The following is a 19,344-nucleotide window of genomic DNA, read 5'->3' as shown; positions in this document are numbered from 1 at the left end:
GCACACCGATGCCATAAGGAGAAGGAGGCACCCATGAACGAAGAGCGGAATAACAGATCCGGCAATCCCGTATTTCCCGGCTGGTATGCGGACCCGGAAGCGCGGATTTTTCAGGATCGGTATTGGATTTACCCGACGTATTCGGCCCCTTATGATGAACAGACGTTTTTTGATGCTTTCTATTCCACAGATTTGACGGAGTGGACGAAGGTGGAGCGCATCTTGACGAGGGAAGACATTGCTTGGGCACGGCGGGCGTTATGGGCTCCGTCCCCGATCGAACGCAACGGAAAGTTCTATTACTACTTTTCCGCCAACGATATTCAAAGCAACGAGGAGCTGGGCGGAATCGGCGTGGCCGTTGCCGACCGTCCGGAGGGCCCGTACCGGGATGCGCTGGGCAAGCCGTTGATCGATCGGTTTCATTTTGGCGCGCAGCCGATTGATCCCCATGTGTTTCTCGATGACGACGGGAGTGCTTATCTGTACTACGGGGGTTGGGGACATTGCAATGTCGCAAAATTAACTGAAGATATGATTCACCTGGATACGTTCGAGGACGGAACCACGTTTAAGGAGATCACCCCGAATCATTATGTTGAAGGGCCTTGCATGTTTAAGCGTAACGGCATTTATTATTTCATGTGGGCTGAGGGAGGCTGGACCGGGCCGGATTATTCCGTGGCCTACGCCATGTCCGATTCGCCTGTTGGGCCGTTCAAGCGCGTAGGTAAGATACTGCAGCAGGATCCGGCCATCGCCACCGGCGCCGGGCATCACGGATTTCTGCAAATTCCGGGCAGCGACGAATGGTACATTGTTTACCATCGCCGGCCGCTCAGCGAAACGGATGCGAATCATCGCGTAGTTTGCATCGATCGAATGTTGTTTGACGCAGATGGGCGGATCCAACCGGTGCAAATGACCCATGAAGGCGTCGAGGCCAGACCGCTGCAGCGTTAGCCGACGAAACGGGATTAACGGAAAAAACGGGAAACACACCCAATTAGGGTGTGTTTCTTTTATTGCTTGGCAGGGATAGGCCAAAAGCATCGCGAAGTAGGAGATAACAGGAAGGGAGGCGCAGGGAATGACGATACAGTTGGCGGAAAGAAAGCGTTGGAATGCCGAGCATCAACGGTTAACCGCTCTTTTGAAGAATCCAAGAGGGTATGAGCAAGCGGTGGAGTTGTTTCTGAGCCAGCATGCCTGGTTGTATGTTTCCAAGATGGCGGACGTTGATGCGGCGGCTAAGCTGAGCACGTTGGAGGATGAATTGCTGGATGGGATTCGGGAGGAGACGCTTCGCCAATATCCTGTGAAGGCACCTGACACGACGAACTCGATCGTCTGGCATCTATGGCATATCGCTCGCATTGAGGACATGACGGTGAACGTGTTGATCGGGGGGCGGGAGCAGATTTTTGCCGAGGGGAATTGGCTATCCAAGCTAAGGATTTCTTGCGCTCACACGGGGAACGGCATGACAGAGGAGGAAGCCGCCGAACTGAGCGCCGGGATCGACATTGACGCCTTGCTGGATTATCGGATCGAAGTAGGCCGGCGCACCCGGGAGATCGTCCGCAGCATGGAGCCCGCGGAGATGAAGCGCAAGGTCCCGGCCTCGGGAATTGACAAGCTCCGTGCCCAAAATGCGGTGAAGCCGGATGCTGAATGGCTCTTGGAATATTGGGGCAAGAAAACGTTCGCCGGATTGATTTTGATGCCTGCGACCCGGCATAATTTTCTGCACTTGAACAAGGCGATCCGGATCAAACAGCGGATCCAAAAGAAGAGTTAAGAGGGGGATTGGATGGATAAACAGAGGTTAGTGCGTATCTTTGACAAGCAGGCCAATCAATATGATCGCCGTACGGAAACTCCGGCCCAAGGCCGTTGGCGCCAGCAGCTACTAAGCCATGCCCGCGGACGGGTGCTGGAGTTAGCCGTGGGAGCGGGGGCAAACTTCCCCTACTATCCGCTGGGGGTGCACGTCACGGCGGTCGACTTCAGTCCGGCTATGCTGGAGAAGGCCCAACGCCGGGCTAACCACTTGCATGTGAATGCGGAATTCGTGTGCACGGATATGGAGAATGCGGATTTTGCCGAGCATTCGTTTGATACGGTGGTTTCCACCCTTTCGTTCTGCAGCTATGAGCGGCCGCTGGAGTTAATGGAGAAGCTTCGCCGCTGGTGCAAGCCGGAAGGGGAAGTTTTACTGTTGGAACATGGCATCAGCTCCCGCCCTGTGATCGCCGTGCTGCAGAAATCGTTGGATCCTCTGTTATACCGGGCTTATGGCTGTCATCATACGCGGGATATCCGGCAATTGGCCGAACAGGCAGGTCTTAACGTTATCGCGGCGGAAAGTTATTGGATGGACATGGTCCAATTGCTGCGGGCGAAGCCAGGAAGTACATAGGAGGCGAAACGATGATGAGCGACTTCTTCGATCTCACCTATTTGCAAAATGGCAATGCGCGGCAGCGTCAGGCTTATGAGGCGATGGAGGAGCTGCAGGTGATGAGCAGGCTGGATGCCTACCATCCGGTCTTAGATGGAACGATTCCGCTCGGTATCGATGTGCCCGGGAGCGACTTGGACATCATCTGCGAGGTGTATGACGCCAACCGGTTTGAGCAGGAGCTGAAGCTTCATTTTGGGGCCTGCGAGGAGTACACCTGTTCCAGCAAAACCGTCGGCGGCCTCCTGCGTACGGTCGCAAACTTTACGTATCGCGGCTTGGCGTTCGAAATGTTTGGCCAACCAAAGCCGGTGACGGCGCAAAACGCCTACCGGCACATGGTGATTGAGCATCGGATGCTGGAGATAGGTGGGGCAGCAGCCCGGGAAGCGATCCGGAGGCTAAAGGTGGACGGTTTAAAGACGGAGCCGGCGTTTGGTCGTTTTTTTCGGCTGGAAGGCGACCCTTATGAAACGTTACTGGCCGTGTATGACTGGGATGATGCCCGGCTGCGCCATTTTATCGCGGAAAGGATCGGTACGAAATGATCAGCAAACAGAATGCGGAGCATTATGTGTGGGGCGGGAATTGCGACGGTTGGCGGCTGCTGGATCGGGAGGATTACAGCATCATTCATGAGAAGATGCCTCCGGATAGCCAGGAAGTAAGGCATTTTCACGAAAAGGCCGAGCAGTTTTGCTTCGTCCTGTCCGGCCGCCTGCAGATCGAATTGGACGGGACCCTGCACGAGCTTCATCCACATGAAGGACTCGAGATTCCGGCCAATATGCCGCATCAGGCGATAAACCGATCCGCTGAAGCAGTGGAATTCCTTGTCATCTCCCGCCCGAATACGCGGGGGGACCGAGTGCTGGCTTAAATCCGCTGGAAGCCAACGGCCGAGCGGATCGAAGCTTATTACCAGTCGGTCCGCACGTTTACCGATTGGGGCGAGGACGGACGAAGCTGGCCGTCGCGTTTCATGGAAGACAGCGAATTAAACTGGTTAACCGGCTTTAAGCCGGTAGGGGATATCTGGCGGTTCCGCTGTCGCAAACGGTTTATTTTCCGCCTGCCGCAATCTCCTTCATCCGTTCTTGGACCGGCCCGGTACATACGCCGCCATGGTAGGTAATCACGGTTTCCACATCCAGTGCGGCTAATTTCTCAACCGACTGAAGGGCCAAGGGGTAATCCGGTGTGAACTTCGGCTCGGGCGGTAACACCTTACCATTGTTGGAAACAAGCGCGTCCCCGCTAATCAGCGTTTTGCTGGAAGGATGATACAAGCTGATATGGTCGGGCGTATGTCCGGGGGTATGAATGACCCGCAATCCCCCGCCAAACGGCAGCTCGTCACCGTCATGAAGCGCCGTATCGACCTTCGCCGGCTTGGCATAGACGCCGCTCTTGATCAAGGGGATTTCACCGGACAGGTATGGGATTCCCATCTCGTGGGCCAACACCTCCACCTTGCCCGTTTTCGCCTGGAGCAGTTCTGGCAAGCTCCCGATATGGTCTCGGTCCTGATGTGTGATAATCACGTGCGTCAGCTGCTCCAGGGAGAACCCCGCCTTCCCTAACGCTTTGCGAATCACGTCTAACTGACCGGGGACCCCGGTATCGACGAGAACGAGATGATCGGTATCCCATACCAACGCCGCATGAACTGGCATCTGGTTCCCCTCTGGCAGGTTCAGGTTTAAAAACAGCGGCATGATCCCAGGTGACTTGGTTTGTTCCATGTGATCTCCTCCTCGTTGTTTGGTTTATTTTTACTTGCAAAATCGTAGCAGAGAATGAGATGGAGGACAAGACCCGAGACGAGCTTTTGGAATAAAAAGGTGATTATTTCTTGGATTCTGCGGACTAGGATATCGACAACCTTCTCCTGATCAGGTATAAATGAATCAACAAGCACGTGGCAGTTTATTCCTGATCAGGAGGCGATCGAAGACATGGACCTGAGGTACCCGATAGGCAAGTATACCTACGAAGGCGAGATCACCGCGGCGCAGCGGGAGCAATGGATACGTGACATCGAGACGTTGCCGGCGCGTCTAAGGCAAGCCGTTGCCGGTTTGAGTGAAGACCAGCTGAACCTGCCTTATCGCGAGGGCGGCTGGACCTTGCGACAAGTCGTGCACCATCTGGCCGACAGCCATATCAATGCCTATACTCGGTTAAAACTGGCGCTAACGGAAGAGACGCCAACGATCCGGCCTTATTTCGAAGACCGCTGGGCGACGCTGGCCGACTACGAGGGAGAAATCGAAGTTTCGCTGTCGCTGCTCGAAGCACTGCACCGCCGTTGGACCAATTTGTTGAAATCGCTGAGCGATGCGGATTACGAGCGCTCGTTCCACCATCCCGAATCGGGGCAAATCACCAGCTTGGCTTACAATCTCGGCAATTACGCTTGGCACGGAAATCATCATCTCGCCCATATTACCGCGTTAAGAACGCGGCTGGATCTTTAGTTCCGGCCTTCGCTCTTGTAACAGCCCGAAAGTCCCGAGAAGGACTTCGGGCTGTTTTTGTGTTCGGTGAAATTGGAAAAGACCTTTAGTTTCCGCTATAAATCGGCATTTTGAGTTATAGAAAGAAAGCGCTGTCTATTTTAACATGAGGTTCGTAACCGGAATGGAAAAATCGACGAAGGGATGGATGATTCGTGAAAGTTGATACGGCGAAAAGGCGGAAGTTAAAGACGGTATGGCGATTTGTGTGGATCGCAATATTGGTTTGTTCGATGACGGGAGGCCCCGAGATCGCTTCGTTGCGGGCTGCCGCTGAGGAGGCGAACGGACAAGAGGCAGGCGCGAGCTACTCGTTTGAGGCGGAAGCGCCGGTGAACTCCTATTCCGGTAAAGCGGGACCAGTCGACTGCAACACCTGCTCGGGCGGGGCCAAAGTGGGGAACCTTTATCAGGGCTCAGCAATGCAGTTTAACGAAGTTAACGTAACGGAGGCCGGCATTTACAAGCTGAGCTTGTCGTATATTTCCGGGGATTCCCGCTCCTTTATGGTCAGCGTCAATGGCGGAGAGCGGGAGCGCTTCACGCCGCCGGCGACGAAGGATTGGAATACGGTAGGCGTATTCGGCTTCGAGGTTCGTTTGCAGGCCGGTGCCAATACGCTGTCTTTTGACGATGATGGAGGGTATGCCCCCGATTTGGACAAAATCAGCTTGACCTTCGTTTCCGCCTCAGACCCGGGAACCGGCCCGGGAGACGGTGAAGATCTGGAGCTTGGCGCGCCGGTGAAAACGGTGAAATACGGCCCGATCGCCGTGACCCGGCATGTGAAGGGGATGAGTGTGACCAGCGGCAGTCTAAAGCTGCTCTACAATACGGAAAACGGGCTGTCGGCCTACAGCTGGAAAGGTCGCGGAGAAGAAGCGAAGATCCAAGGGGCGTACAGCTCCCTGCAGCTGGATCGATATTTGACCAGCAAGGATTACGCTAAACACGAGTTTAAGCTGGATGAGGTGGAGCGATTCCAGGACCGGGGCGGCAAAGGAATCAAGGTGACGGTGAACAACAAGCAAGACGGTCTGCCGACCCTGAAGCAAATCTACTATATCTATGAGCAGCGAGACTATCTACTTACCCAAGTCATCGCGGAGCAAGCTGCGCCGATGGCTACGAATTATATCGCTCCGCTGATCGTGGATCGCCGGGGCGGCGTGGATCTCGGCCAGTACGGCGATAACCGAGTGCTAGTCGTGCCGTTTGATAACGATGCGTGGTCGAGGTATCTGTCCAAGACGATCAACACGGATTTGAACAATCACAATTACGAGAGCTCGGAGCTGACGGCGATCTTCGATAACGATAGCCGCCGCGGCTTTGTGATTGGATCAGTTAGCCATGATACGTGGAAAACGGGCATTTATTGGAGTGGATCCAACGACCGGCTGCACAAGCTGAACGTATACGGCGGTTTCTCCTCCTTAGCTTCTACGCACGATTCGTTGCCACATGCCAAGGTCAGCGGGACGGAGATAGCTTCGCCGAAGGTGTTTGTGGGTTATTTTACCGACTATCGGGACGGCTTGGAAACGTATGGGCGGGCGAATGCTGCGGAAACGCCGCCGCTTGCGTTTGGCCCCGGGGTTCCGCAAGGGGTTCCGGTCGGCTGGAACAGCTGGGGAGCCGTCGGCAGCAACTTAACCTATGACAAGGCTATTGAGACCTCCGATTATTTTAAGGAGCAGCTGCAAGGAACATCTTTTAACAACGACGGTCAGCTGTATATCAACCTCGATTCCTACTGGGATAATATGAACGACGAACAGTTGGGCCAACTGGTGGATCATATCCAAGCAAACGGTCAAAAGGCCGGCATTTATTACGGCCCGTTCGTCTACTGGGGCGATAATTTAAGCCAACCGGTGGAAGGGACGGACGGCAGGTATACCTATGGTGATATCGTGTTGCGCGATACGCAAGGGAATCCATTGCCGAAGCTGGACGGCGCTTACGCCGTGGATCCGACCCATCCGGGTACAAAGCTGCGAATTGACTATTATATGAATCGCTTTAAGGAGCACGGATTTGAGTATATTAAGCTGGATTTTCTGAGTCATGGCGCATTGGAAGGCCAGCACCATAACCCGCAAGTCTCTACCGGTATCCAGGCTTACAATGAAGGAATGGCTTACATCGTGGATGCACTGGACGGTTCGATGTTTATCAGCGCGTCGATCGCACCGCTGTTCCCAAGCCAATACGCGCATAGCCGCCGGATCTCCTGCGATGTCGATGGTTCGCTGGGCAGCACTGAATACCAGCTCAACAACTTGACCTACGGCTGGTGGCAAAACGGCACGATCTACCGCTACACGGATCCGGATTACATGACGTTAGCCAAGGGGGGCTCACTGTTGGCTGCGCAAACCCGCGTGAACGCAACGGCGATTTCCGGTACCGTGTTCCTGAACTCGGACGATGTTGCTGACCCGACCGCCCGCGAATACATGGAGAAGCTGTTGGTGAACCCGGCCGTTAATGCGGTAGCCAAGAAAGGGCAAGCGTTCCGTCCGATCGAAGGTAATACCGGAACCGCTGCGGCGGATGGTTACATCCTCAAGGACGGCAGCGCGTATTATCTCGCTTTGTTTAACTTCACGAACGAGCCTGTCGAGCGTACGCTGGAGTTCGAGCGGGCCGCGATGGACAACAAAGGCCGTTCCGGCTTCCGCGTGACGGATCTGTGGACCGGCGAAGAATCACGTGCGAAGACGGAGCTGCACGTCACACTGCAAGGCGCCGAGTCTAAGCTGTATAAGCTCGTTCCTGTTGCGGGGGGCGGGAAAAAATAAATAAAAAAGGGAGCCGTTAAAGTACGGCTCCCTTTCTCTTTTTACAATACCCAAGCGCCTACGATCCCTGCAACAATCCCAAGGACCACCACCGAGGCGAACACGAATCCCAGCACCTTGCGCGGGAACGAGCGCGATACCATCAGCAGGGACGGCAGGCTGATCGCTGGCAGCGTGAGCAACAGGGCTGCAGCGGGGCCAGCACCTAGCCCAAGCGCGGTGAACGATTGGATAATCGGAATCTCCGCCGCCGTTGGGATCACGAACAACGTGCCCACGAGGGCGAACAACAGGATGGCCAGGATACCGCCGCCCAGCTCCACCGGGAACAGGACGCCTTGGAACGCACCCAGCAGCAGGACGGATAACAGATACGCCGGTACGACGTTCAGGATCATCATCCCGAGGCTTTTCAGCCAGCGCAGGGCGAACGGTCCCTCGTCCTTTAGCTCGGCTGCCGCCTCCGCCCGTTCCAGCTCCGCCGGAGCCGGAACCTGCTGGCCTTTGGCCAGACGGTTGGCGAGGTAACTCACCCCAAACGTCAGCACTATGCCAAATACGAGGCGGAGCAAGGTGAATTTCCAAGATAATACGAAGGTCATGAAAATCAGCGTCGCCGGGTTCAGTACCGGATTGCCAAGCCAGAAAGCGAGGCTGGCCCCCACGGACACGTTGCGTTTGCGCAGGCCGGCGGCGATTGGTGCGGCGCAGCAGGTGCACATCATCCCCGGCAAGGAGACAATGCCGCCGAGGAAGGTGCTTTTAAAGCGGCTGCTGCCGAGCACTTTGTAGAGCCACTGTGCGGGGAGTAACACCTGAACGAGCGAACCCAGCAAAATGCCGAGAACAGCCGCTTTCCAAACCGATTTGAAATAGGCGGTCGCATAATCGAGCGCTCCACTCCACGAGATCGGGCCGGAAGCGTCCGCGCCCAGGATCGAAGAGCCGATGGTATGCTCAGTGACGGCTTTAAACGCTTTTCCGTAATAAGGCCACCATTTGACATAACTTAAGCCGGCGATGGCTATGATGAGAAACAGAACGAAAAACAACGCTGTTTTGCGTTTATTAAAACCGTGTGGTTGTTGCGGGTAGTTACTACTAGTTGATGAAGCCATTGGTGTTCTTCCCTCCACGATCGTTTGAATTTGAACTAACACACGAAATATAGTATACCATACGATGGCAAGCGCTCTAGATTTGAAGGCGGCGTGGTGCAGTGCCCGAAGCGGTTGCCTTTTATACCGTAACTGGAGTACGCTTAATTGTAGTTTAATCTTGAAGTTCCTTTTTTAAAGCTATAGGGAAGGATTGTGATGAAGATGTCTACTGCAGAACCTATCAAATTAACGTCCTTGTCCAGCAAAGGGGGTTGCGGCTGCAAAATTGGCCCGGCCGACCTGATGCAGGTGATTCGGAGCCTCCCGCCTACGGTGCCGAATCCCGATTTGCTGGTAGGTCTCGATACAAGTGATGATGCCGGGGTATACCGGTTGAACGACGAGCTCGCGCTGGTGCAAACGGTCGATTTCTTTACGCCGATCGTCGACGATCCGTATTCCTTTGGACAGATCGCCGCAGCGAATGCGCTTAGCGATATTTACGCGATGGGCGGCAAGCCGTTAACGGTGCTGAACATCGTGGCATTTCCCATTTCGACATTGGATAAAAGCATCCTGGCCGACATCCTCCGCGGCGCGGGGGACAAGGTGAAGGAGGCCGGAGCGACGTTGGTGGGCGGCCATTCCATCGACGACAAGGAGCCGAAATTCGGCCTGGCGGTGACCGGCTTGGTACATCCGGATAAAGTAAGAACCAATGCTGGCGCGAAGCCGGGGGATAAGCTGATCCTGACCAAGCCGATCGGCGTGGGGATTATGACGACCTCGATCAAGAAGGATCAGTTAAGCGCGGAAGAGACGGAGCGTGTCACCGCGGTTATGGCTACGTTGAACAAGACTGCCGCTGAAGTGATGGAGCCGTACGAAGTGCACGCTTGTACGGACGTGACCGGCTTTGGCTTGATGGGCCATGCCCTGGAAATGGCTAAGGGCAGCGGGACCGGGATCACCATTTCGCAAAGCAATGTACCGGTGCTCCCGCGCGTTCGTGAACTGGCGGAGCAGGGTTTTGTCCCAGGCGGAACCAAAAACAATTACGCCCATGTGGAAGCGGACATTACATTCCCGGAATCGCTGGATCAGATCGGACGGTACATTTTGTGCGATGCGGTGACGTCCGGAGGCTTGCTGATTTCCGTGAACCCGGAACAAAGCGAGCAACTGCTGGCTGAACTGCGGAAAGCCGGAGTTGAGGCGAGCCTGATCGGCGAGGTCACTGCGGAGAACGCGGGCCATATTGTGGTGGAAGTGTAGGAAGGGGTTTGCAGCATTGGATATGTTTCAGGATTTAGGCTTGGAGGAATGGGCGGACCAAAGAGAGAGCGGCAAGGCGATCACGATGATCGATGTGAGATCGCCCTCCGAGTTCGCCGAATCCACGATTCCGGGCAGTTTGAATATCCCGCTGTTTGATGACCAAGAGCGGGCGGAAATTGGAACCTTATATAAACAAGTGAGCGTGGATGCCGCCAAACAGCGCGGGCTTGAGATTGTTTCGGCCAAGCTGCCGGACTTCGTCCGGAAGTTTGCGGAAATCTCCGGGCGTAAAGCGGTGTTTTGTTGGCGCGGGGGCATGCGGAGCCGGACGACGGCGACGCTGCTCAGCCTCATGGACATCCATACGTACCGGCTGGCCGGCGGATACCGGGCTTATCGCCAGTGGGTTGTCGGCACACTGGAAAACATGGACTTCGCTCCGGAACTCACCGTGATCCACGGGAATACGGGAAGCGGCAAAACGCTGCTGCTACGTAAGCTTCAGGAGCAAGGGTACCCTGTGATCGATCTGGAAGGAATGGCCGGCCATCGGGGGTCAGTGTTTGGCCAAATCGGGCTGCACGCCCACAACCAGAAGATGTTCGACTCGCTGCTGCTGGAGGATCTCCTGCGTTATGAGGACGCACCCTATGTTTTGATGGAGGCGGAAAGCAAACGGATCGGCAAAGTGGTGGTCCCCGATTTTCTCATGGCGAAGAAAGAGCAGGGCCGTCATCTCCGCATCGATTTGCCGACGGACGTACGTGTACAGATCATTTTGGAGGATTACGAGCCTTGGAACCATCCGGAAGCCTGCCTGCAGGCATTTCGAAAAATCAAATCGAAGATTCATACGCCAATCGCTGCGGAAATCGATCAAAGCTTGCTTGCAGGCCGCTATGACCGCGCGATTGAGCTTCTGCTGATCTATTATTATGATCCCCGGTATGCCCACACGGAGGAGCAATATGAAGAGGCGGAATTTACGGTGATTCGGGCGGGCTCGGTGGACGAGGCCGTGGAGGAAGCCAAACGGCTCCTGCCGAACCCGGTTTAATAGTTAGGTTTCTCAACAGCTCGCAGAGGATGCTGCGGGTTGTTTTTTTTGCTAGGCCGTTTTGGGGATGGAAAGTCCAAGCCAACCGCTTTACAATAGAGAAGAAAATATTGGTAAAAGTGGGAAGGTGAAACGGTTGAAGCATCAGGTTGGAAAAAGGGGCAAGTCGGCACGCAGGAAGCCGTCGGCCAAAATGGCATTCTTCGGTTTGTTGGCGCTTTTAGTCGCTTTGCCGCAAGGGGCAGCGTTGGCAGAGGAGGCAGTGGAATCCTGGGGCACAATGTCGACGGTCCTCGTAACTACCGGGAATTTGGGTACCGGCCCGTCAAAATCGGGGGAGGCGACGGCGGATCCGTCCCAAGCGAAGATCACGAAAGAGCAAGCGATTGCCAAGGCTAATACTACTTTAACTTCAGTGTGCTGAAGAACGGCCTCCCCTCCGGATTAGAATCGATCAGTATCACGATTTCCGGCGATGGCGAAGTGACTCAATTTAATCGGCTAGGGGAGAGGCTGGATTATCCCTCCCCCGTTCCGACCGTTTCGCGAGCGGATGCGGAGAAGAAATTCCGGGAAGAGTTCCAGGTTGAGCTGGGGTATGTCCCGGTATACAAGAATGGGGTCATCACGGATTGGGTGTTGGCTTGGGGTCCGGCCTCCGATGCTTCCCAGGTGATTAACGCCCAGACGGGCCATAAGATCGACACCGAAGGCAAGGATATTACGGTTACCAAGGTGATGGACAGCGTGGTTCCGGCCGGAACCAAGGTATTCCAGCCACGAACGTCCACCACGGAATTGACGTCCGACGAAGCCGCCAACCTGGTGGAACAAACCGTTTTTATTCCGGAAGGACGAAAGCTGAGTTATCCGAGCCTAGACCAGGATTATTTCCGGAATCCGGAGCGTAAGACGTGGCGATTAAGATGGGAAGAGGAGCGTCAAAACCTAACGGGACCGATCTATTTCCCAACGCAATCGTCCGCTATGGTTGATGCCTTAACCGGACAAATTCTGGAGTTCCAGATTGAATCCTATAATTATGGCGAGCCTCGCGAACCGTTAGCGGCGCCTGCGGGAGCCGCGAAACTGAACTACGGTCAAGCGAAGCAGCGCGCCCTGGAGTGGGTCAACCAGCTGTATCCGCAAGCGAGTCAGGATTTAAAACTGCTGGAACGCGGGGAATCTTGGAGCCGTCTCTCGAACGGGGAGCAGTTCCGGTTCGAGCTTAACCGTTATGTGAACGACATTCCGGTGCTGAGCGGAGGGGTATCCATTACGGTCGACGCCTATGGTCGATTGTTCTACTATTCGGTAAACCACGGCCAGGTTCCGGCGAATCTGCCGGACGGCCAAGCCGTAACCGTAACGGCCGAGCAAGCGCTCCAATCGTATTTGGACAATTATGAATTGAAATTGCTATATACTCAATTCGGCGGCTTTATGCTCAATAATTCCTACGTCGAGCCGAAGGTTTATCTGGTGTACTCTCCGCAGTCCAAGGATCCATCGCGGTCCTACCAAGTGTTGAATGCCGTGACAGGCAAATGGGTGGCTACGTTTGATGATCTCCGCATGGAACCGGTGGGGAACAAGAAGGAGCCCAAAGATCTGAAGGGCCATTGGGCGGAGGCGGATTTGAAGACATTGGTTCGATACCGCATTCTTGAACCGGATGATGAAGGGAATCTCCATCCAAACGAGACGATTACCGTGGGCGATTGGATGACCTATGCCGTGAAGGCGGTAAACCCCCATTATTCCAGTTACGTGATGGCTTCCCCATCCGCGGCCACGGATGTAGCTGTCCCAACGGACGACAAGTATTCCCAGGTCTTTCGTTATGCTGCCGAACTGGGCTGGATCGACACCGCTCAACCGTTGCAGCTGGAGCAGAAGTTGACCCGAGAGCAATTGGCCGCATTGCTCGTCTCGATCGTGAAATACGACCGCTTGGCGGCGAATTTCTACGAGAAGAACGCATTGGCGGATCAGTTTAGCGATGCCAAGCAAATCACCCGGCCCGGCGAGGTCGCCGTTGCGGTTCAGCTTGGTTTGCTGCAGGGTCAAAACGGGAAATTCAACCCGCAGCGTCAAGTCACCAAAGCCGAAGCGGCTTCCATCCTGATGAGATTGGTGAAGCTTCAAGGCCAAACCGATCAGCCGATCGGCATCGAATAATCCTGCCTAGCCAGTAAAAATGCGGTAGCGGGAATGAAGAAGGATCATGCGAAGAAGGAGAGGCCTTGGTGGCTTCTCCTTTTTTGCTTGCGGCAGGTAATCGATGGAATCACCCCGAATTCACTTATAAAACAACAACATGCTACTAGGGGGTAGCCTTACTTGGACTATGAAACAAGCGATCCATCCGAATTGGAGTTACGCGAACGGCTGCTGTTTATTCAGGAACAGACCGATTTCCTCTGACGTCGCTGAAATCTCGAAATGGATATGAAAAATCGAATACAATTGCGCCCAAACCGCCGGATTCCGGCAAATGTATTCGAAAAATCATATACAATCGGCCCTGACGTCGCTGAAATCGCGAAATGTATATGAAAAATCGAATACAATTGCGCCCAAACCGCCGGATCCCGGCAAATGTATTCGAAAAATCATATACAATCAGCCCTGACGTCGCTGAAAAATCACGAAATGGATATGAAAAATCGAATACAACTGCGCCCAAACCGCCGGATTCCGGCAAATGGATTCACGATGAAACGATATCTTGACCCGATCCATATCGCCTTAAACGGAAAACTGTTCCGGCCATAACTGCTGGCGAAGCCGCAAACTTAACCATTGACTCTCCCCTTTAAGGAGGCCTTAAGCTCAAGAAGTGGACGACGGGAAGACGAATCCTAACCCAACAACGTCCCGCCAATAAAAGGAGGAGATGTGACATGCTATACACTGTTAAAGAGGTATCGGACCTGTCGGGAGTAACGATCAAAACGCTGCATCATTACCACAAAATCGGCTTGTTAAAGCCGCAGGAAATCAGCGAGGCGGGATATCGGCTGTACGGCGACCGCGAGCTGGAGCGGTTGCAGGAGATCTTGTTCTACCGTGAGTTGGAGCTGCCGCTGGCACAAATCCAAACGTTGCTGGAGGAGGACCGGAACCGCGGGGAGATTTTAACCGAACAGCGGGAACTGCTGCGCAGCCGCCAAAGGAGGCTGGAGGTGATCCTGCAAACGCTGGAGAAATCGTTGGAGCACTCCGCTGCAGGTGAAGGTCTGAAGGGCAAGGAGCTGTTTGTAGGCTTTGCGGATGAAGCTGAGTGGCGTGAAGCGCTCAGGGAGCAGGAGGAGCATTTGCAACAGACCTATGGAGTAGAAGTTCTTGGAGAGCAGCCGATCGACGTGGCGGAACTGAACGAGCAAGCCCGGGAATCCATGGAGTTTACGGGGAAGCTGGCGGAGGCATTACGTTCGGGGATTTCCCACCGGGAAGCGGAGATTCGCCAGCTTATCGGAACCCATCTGGATTTTATGAAACAACACGGGCACCCTGCTTCTCCGGATGATTTTGTGGCGCAGGCCCGTTTTTTTCTCAGCGACGATTTCCATCGCACCCTGCTGGAAGGCCAACAAACCGGGTTAGCGTATTACTTGCTGGCCGCGGCCGAAGCTTATGCCGCAAGTTAACTTTCTATCAACGACTAGATCGGTAACCGAACACGATTTTCATAACTGCAAAGGCCCTTGTGACTTCTAGTCCCGGGGGCCTTTTTACATTCCGCAGGCTGAATTGGGCTAGCCACTTATGGTAAAATCAGGTTACCGCCAAGGAGCGTGAAGGATTCAAGGCGCTTAGACCAGGGAGAGGAGTCAGGTCGATGTTAAAGATGTTCCAATATAATTGGCAGGTCCGGGACGAATGGTTTCACTGGTGCGAGAACGTCCCCGAAGAAGAACTGCTGCGCAAGCGAGTAGGGGGCTTTGGAAATATCCTGGAGACGTTGTTTCATATCGCTGATGTCGAATGGAGTTGGATTCGCACGATCCAAGGGAAACCGGATTTCCAGGAGGATTTTAAATCCTTTATGTCCCTAGAATTGGTGAAAAAGCTTTCGGATTCCTTCCATACGGAAGTCGAGGCATTTCTTCAGACTTGGACCAACGACATGGACGGTTTGCTTGTTACCGATTCATGGGGAAGAGAGTTTACGCAAGGCGAAATCCTGCGTCATGTCATCGCCCATGAAATTCATCATATCGGGCAGCTGTCGGTTTGGTCGCGGGAATTGGGATTGGCGCCGGTGTCGCCTAATTTTATCAATCGGGGAATTCGGTAGCTTTTTATAAAAAAAGGGCAATCTAATCCATATATCCCAAATTACGCACCGAGGAGGAAGCGGCTTGAGACAAAACATTCAGGTGCCCTTTGGTTACGAGCCTCCGGCCCCGAGCCGGAAAGGTACGTTGATCTTCTATGATTCCTTTGAGTCGATCTCGGACGAAGAGCTGCTGCGGGTCGCAGAAGAGGCAGAAACTCGCAAGTTTACGAAGCTGGTCCTCTATCCATTACATGAAGAAACGATGAGACGGCTGTCCAAAGAACCGGTGAGCCCTTTCTATCGTAGGGAGGATCGGCTGCATGAGTGGAGACGCGAGCACAAGGGGGCATCGACGGCGATCGTCGTGGAAGGATGGGAAGGCAAGCGAAAAAAATACACACCCATGGACTCGGCCCTTCGCCACTTAACGGAAGTCTATCCGGCCCCTCACTTTCTGTACTTGACGCCGGAGCTGGCGAACCAGTTCGCCTCCTTCTCCTCCTTTGAGGAGTGGATCGTCAAAATCCGGCTTCTGCTTACGGCCGAGCCGCATCAGCCGCATCCACGGTTGGTGAAATACAGCCATCGTTGGGACCTTGCAGGGACCCACTCGGATTTTGCTTGATTTTCGCGTTGACTATTTTCATTTCGCAGGAGGGAAGAGGATGAAATCGATTTGCGTATTTGCCGGTTCGCGATTTGGCGAAGATGTGCAATACCGCGAGAAGGCGGAGCAACTGGGGAAAGTTATGGCACAGCGGGGATACCGCTTAATTTACGGGGGCTCGCGGCACGGGTTGATGGGCACTGTAGCGAATGCGATTCTGGAGGGCGGCGGTGAAGCGGTTGGCATCATGCCCTCCGGATTGATTCACGGTGAAATGGCGCACCCGGGCCTGACGCAGTTTATCGAGGTGGAGGGTATGCATGCCCGCAAAGCAAAAATGAGCGAGCTGGCGGACGGGTTCATCGCTCTTCCCGGCGGATTTGGCACGTTGGAAGAACTGTTTGAGGTGTTGTGCTGGTTGCAGATCGGCATCCACCAGAAGCCGGTTGGCGTGCTCAACGTTCAGGGCTATTACGAGCCGCTGATGGAGTTGGTGAATTCCTGCGTTCGGGCGGGATTTGTACATCCGGGGCATGAAGCCTTAATCAATTTGGCTGAGGAACCAGGGGAATTGCTGTCCCAAATGGAGAGCTTCATCCCGTCCATCGCGGAGAAGAAATGGAAGCAGGGGTAACCCCTGCCGTAGTAAAGCATTATGAATAGAGACGGAGGCGATAGAATGGACGGAAGAAGTAGATCACATCGGAGCAGAAGCCTCTGGACAATCGCTTGCCTGCTGCTGCTCGCTGCCCTCCTCGTCGGGGGATGTTCGGGGGCAAGGAGCAATCCCTCGCCTTCCGTTGGCGAAGATACTGGCGGTTCCGGCACCAACGGGACGGGAACCAACCAAGGGCAGACCTCCCCCTCTGCCCCCGAAACACCGGAACCCCCGGAGACGCCGCCGGATCCCGCTGCTGAATTGCTGGCCCAGTTAAGCACCGATGAGAAAATCGGCCAGCTGGTCCTGGTGGGCATGGAAGGCACTAAGCCGGATGACGTAACCCGCATGCTGATCGAGGAGTATCATGTCGGGGGTTTTATTTTCTATAAAGATAACATCCAGGACGCCAAGCAGGCGCTGGATTTAATTAACGGCTTAAAAACCGCCAACCAAAACGAGCCGGTACCGTTGTTTCTGAGCGTTGACGAAGAAGGCGGGCGGGTCAGCCGCATGCCTGGGGAGCTTGCAAAGCTGCCGACTGCTCGCAAGATCGGCAATACCGACAGCGAGGAATTGGCCGGGCAAATCGGCGGGATCATCGGCCGTGAGCTGTCCGGTTTCGGACTGAACCTGGACTTCGCCCCAGTGCTTGATGTCAACAGCAATCCGGATAATCCAGTAATCGGAGACCGGGCGTTTGGAACCAAGCCGGAGATCGTCAGCCGCATGGGCATTGCCGCGATGAAGGGAATTCGCGAACAAGGCGTGATTCCAGTTGTGAAGCACTTTCCGGGACATGGCGACACCTCGGTCGATTCGCATCTGGGGTTGCCGGTCGTGGAGCATGATTTGACCCGGCTGCGGAAGCTGGAGCTGGTGCCCTTTAAGCAGGCGATTCAAGAGGGGGCCGACGTTGTCATGATCGCGCATCTGTTGATGCCGAAGCTGGACCCCGAGCATCCGGCCTCCTTCTCCAAAGCGGTTATTGACGACTTGCTGCGGCAGGAGCTTGGATATGAGGGCACGGTCATTTCCGACGATATGACGATGGGTGCCATCGTCGAACATTACGATATCGGCGACGCAGCCGTGCAGTTCGTTCAAGCCGGCGGGAATATCGTGCTGGTTGGTCATGACGAGGAGAAGGAGAAGCAGGTGATCCAGGCGCTTCGCGATGCTGTAAGCTCCGGCACCCTTTCAGCGGAAACGCTGGATGAACGGGTGTATAACGTGCTGAAGCTGAAGCAGAAATATAACCTGACCAACGAACCCGCGCAGGGACCGGACATCAAACAGCTGAACCGGGACATCAGCAACATCCTGAAGCCTTATGGGTTATAATTCTTGGAACTCTCCGGGCGGTGCTGGTATCGATCCAGGTCGATGCGTCCCCCCGGCAGCACTTCCACGCCTTCTGCTTCCAAATTCCACGTTTGCTCCTGGGCGGCGGCTTCCTCTTGCAAGGCGATTTCCCCCTTCCCGTTAACGACCCGGTACCAAGGCAGGTTGTATTTGCCGCTCATGCTATGCAGGATGCGGACGACTTGCCTGGCGGCGCGGGGGCTCCCCGCAGCGGCAGCAATCTGGCCGTAGGTCATTACCTTGCCTTGCGGGATGGCGGATATGATTTCAATCGTTCGTGCGGTAAACGGCTGCATGGCGAAAACTCCTTATTTTACGTAGGATATCTATACCGTTATATACCACGCATCAAAGACAAGTTCCAGTCCTTAACACCACCCGGGGCCGGAGCAGGGAGATCGCCGTGAAGGTAACTATCCACCGGACTAAAACGTATATTGGCCAAAAGCCAACGGGAGGGATGGGTTTGCAACGATGGAGGAATCTCGGTTATCCGGAGAAATGGATTTTTTACGGGGTCCTATTCATTTTTACGGTGATCGGGATGAAATATGTAATTGGCACGCGGCTGCCGGAGGGCGGGCGTCCGCCTTACTTGTTCCTGATTTGGAACGCGTTTTTGGCCTGGATTCCGCTGGGGCTGGCGGTCCTGCTCGACGTGATTTCGCTCTTAACCTCTCGGACGGCCAAGGTTGCTTTAAGCGTTCCGGTTGGATTGTTATGGCTGTTTTTCTATCCGAATGCCGCGTACCTGATTACCGATTTGCTTCACCCGTTTAACCGCTACCCGATTGCAGCGGGTACCCGGTTCTGGGAGGAGATTTCGTTCTGGGACCACCTCTTTACGCTATTATTTGCCGGATTGCTCGGATTGGCGCTGGCGACAATATCTCTGGCATCGGTACATCGGCTGGTGCGACAAGCGGGAGGCCGTTGGGCAGGCTGGGCTTTTGCCGTTGCCGTACTGCTGCTTAGCAGCTTTGGCGTTTATCTCGGCCGCTTTATCCGCTGGAACAGTTGGGATGTGTTGAGGCATCCGGGATTCGTGCTTCGGGAAACGGCCGTGTATTTCACCGATGCCGCGAATGTGGCGCATGCGCTGGCGTTTTGTAAATGGATTTTTCTGATCACGTTCTTCTGTTATGTGATGCACTATGGGTTTGCGAGAGTTTACCGCTCATCGGAGCGGATCCGGGGGGAGTGA

At 54.6% G+C, this 19,344-nt stretch carries 20 protein-coding genes; 17 read left to right on the top strand and 3 right to left on the bottom strand.

The window, feature by feature from the left end; translation table 11 throughout:
* The first annotated feature begins 33 nt into the window (after positions 1-33).
* The 5 genes from BN3277_RS04080 (at position 34) to BN3277_RS04060 (ending at position 3,344) form a co-directional block, all read left to right on the top strand.
* A complete protein-coding gene (locus tag BN3277_RS04080; protein WP_059041019.1) occupies positions 34-963 on the top strand; it encodes a glycoside hydrolase family 43 protein in 930 nt (309 codons plus the stop codon).
* A gap of 127 nt (positions 964-1,090) precedes the next feature.
* Positions 1,091-1,801 carry a DinB family protein gene (locus BN3277_RS04075; protein WP_232436323.1) on the top strand — a complete coding sequence of 237 codons (711 nt, stop codon included), beginning with the start codon at positions 1,091-1,093 and terminating at the stop codon, positions 1,799-1,801.
* 12 nt (positions 1,802-1,813) lie between these two features.
* Positions 1,814-2,422, top strand: coding sequence for a class I SAM-dependent methyltransferase (locus BN3277_RS04070; protein ID WP_059041018.1), 609 nt, complete (start codon positions 1,814-1,816; stop codon positions 2,420-2,422).
* Between the two features lie 11 nt (positions 2,423-2,433).
* Positions 2,434-3,012, top strand: coding sequence for a DUF4269 domain-containing protein (locus BN3277_RS04065; protein ID WP_089153306.1), 579 nt, complete (start codon positions 2,434-2,436; stop codon positions 3,010-3,012).
* A complete protein-coding gene (locus tag BN3277_RS04060; RefSeq protein WP_059041017.1) occupies positions 3,009-3,344 on the top strand; it encodes a cupin domain-containing protein in 336 nt (111 codons plus the stop codon). Before BN3277_RS04065 ends, BN3277_RS04060 begins: the two co-directional genes overlap by 4 nt.
* Before the next feature lie 181 nt (positions 3,345-3,525).
* On the opposite strand, the gene BN3277_RS04055 is transcribed toward BN3277_RS04060, so the two are convergent.
* A complete protein-coding gene (locus BN3277_RS04055; RefSeq protein ID WP_059041016.1) occupies positions 3,526-4,209 on the bottom strand; it encodes an MBL fold metallo-hydrolase in 684 nt (227 codons plus the stop codon).
* A 213-nt stretch (positions 4,210-4,422) separates the two neighbouring features.
* Here BN3277_RS04055 and BN3277_RS04050 point away from each other — a divergent pair, with 213 nt between their 5' ends.
* Both BN3277_RS04050 and BN3277_RS04045 read left to right on the top strand, forming a co-directional pair.
* Positions 4,423-4,944 (top strand): YfiT family bacillithiol transferase, encoded by a 522-nt coding sequence (locus tag BN3277_RS04050; protein ID WP_059041015.1) that lies wholly within the window; start codon positions 4,423-4,425, stop codon positions 4,942-4,944.
* 194 nt (positions 4,945-5,138) lie between these two features.
* Positions 5,139-7,790 carry a carbohydrate-binding protein gene (locus tag BN3277_RS04045; protein ID WP_059041014.1) on the top strand — a complete coding sequence of 884 codons (2,652 nt, stop codon included), beginning with the start codon at positions 5,139-5,141 and terminating at the stop codon, positions 7,788-7,790.
* A gap of 41 nt (positions 7,791-7,831) precedes the next feature.
* Here BN3277_RS04045 and BN3277_RS04040 read toward each other — a convergent pair whose 3' ends face one another.
* Positions 7,832-8,908 carry a permease gene (locus BN3277_RS04040; protein WP_059041013.1) on the bottom strand — a complete coding sequence of 359 codons (1,077 nt, stop codon included), beginning with the start codon at positions 8,906-8,908 and terminating at the stop codon, positions 7,832-7,834.
* 204 nt (positions 8,909-9,112) lie between these two features.
* Here BN3277_RS04040 and selD point away from each other — a divergent pair, with 204 nt between their 5' ends.
* From selD to nagZ, 9 genes are all read left to right on the top strand, one after another.
* Positions 9,113-10,165: a selenide, water dikinase SelD gene (selD, locus tag BN3277_RS04035; RefSeq protein WP_059041189.1), complete on the top strand. Its 1,053-nt coding sequence runs from the start codon at positions 9,113-9,115 to the stop codon at positions 10,163-10,165.
* A 22-nt stretch (positions 10,166-10,187) separates the two neighbouring features.
* The gene (gene mnmH, locus BN3277_RS04030) at positions 10,188-11,225 is read left to right on the top strand and encodes a tRNA 2-selenouridine(34) synthase MnmH (protein ID WP_059041188.1); all 1,038 of its coding nucleotides are present in this window, start codon (positions 10,188-10,190) and stop codon (positions 11,223-11,225) included.
* 136 nt (positions 11,226-11,361) lie between these two features.
* A complete protein-coding gene (locus BN3277_RS04025; RefSeq protein WP_148500971.1) occupies positions 11,362-11,649 on the top strand; it encodes a hypothetical protein in 288 nt (95 codons plus the stop codon).
* A 59-nt stretch (positions 11,650-11,708) separates the two neighbouring features.
* Entirely contained in the window at positions 11,709-13,406 is a 1,698-nt protein-coding gene (locus BN3277_RS04020) for a YcdB/YcdC domain-containing protein (protein ID WP_148500968.1), read from the top strand.
* Positions 13,407-14,131: 725 nt separating this feature from the next.
* On the top strand, positions 14,132-14,878 hold the full coding sequence (locus tag BN3277_RS04015) for a MerR family transcriptional regulator (RefSeq protein WP_059041010.1): 747 nt from the start codon (positions 14,132-14,134) through the stop codon (positions 14,876-14,878).
* A 191-nt stretch (positions 14,879-15,069) separates the two neighbouring features.
* The gene (locus tag BN3277_RS04010) at positions 15,070-15,528 is read left to right on the top strand and encodes a DinB family protein (RefSeq protein WP_059041009.1); all 459 of its coding nucleotides are present in this window, start codon (positions 15,070-15,072) and stop codon (positions 15,526-15,528) included.
* A 64-nt stretch (positions 15,529-15,592) separates the two neighbouring features.
* Complete coding sequence (locus BN3277_RS04005) at positions 15,593-16,135, top strand: hypothetical protein (protein ID WP_059041008.1); 543 nt, start codon at positions 15,593-15,595, stop codon at positions 16,133-16,135.
* A 40-nt stretch (positions 16,136-16,175) separates the two neighbouring features.
* Complete coding sequence (locus BN3277_RS04000; RefSeq protein ID WP_059041007.1) at positions 16,176-16,751, top strand: LOG family protein; 576 nt, start codon at positions 16,176-16,178, stop codon at positions 16,749-16,751.
* 45 nt (positions 16,752-16,796) lie between these two features.
* Positions 16,797-18,119: a beta-N-acetylhexosaminidase gene (gene nagZ / locus BN3277_RS03995; protein ID WP_059041006.1), complete on the top strand. Its 1,323-nt coding sequence runs from the start codon at positions 16,797-16,799 to the stop codon at positions 18,117-18,119.
* Here the strand turns inward: nagZ and BN3277_RS03990 are convergent.
* On the bottom strand, positions 18,107-18,436 hold the full coding sequence (locus tag BN3277_RS03990) for an MGMT family protein (RefSeq protein ID WP_059041005.1): 330 nt from the start codon (positions 18,434-18,436) through the stop codon (positions 18,107-18,109). The genes nagZ and BN3277_RS03990 overlap by 13 nt on opposite strands.
* A gap of 164 nt (positions 18,437-18,600) precedes the next feature.
* On the opposite strand from BN3277_RS03990, the gene BN3277_RS03985 reads away from it, so the two are divergent.
* A complete protein-coding gene (locus BN3277_RS03985; protein ID WP_232436322.1) occupies positions 18,601-19,344 on the top strand; it encodes a DUF1361 domain-containing protein in 744 nt (247 codons plus the stop codon).

The organism is Paenibacillus rubinfantis (assembly GCF_001486505.1).
Taxonomy (GTDB): domain Bacteria; phylum Bacillota; class Bacilli; order Paenibacillales; family Paenibacillaceae; genus Fontibacillus; species Fontibacillus rubinfantis.
Note: the sequence above shows the minus strand (reverse complement) of the source record. Positions and strands in the feature narration are given on the sequence as shown.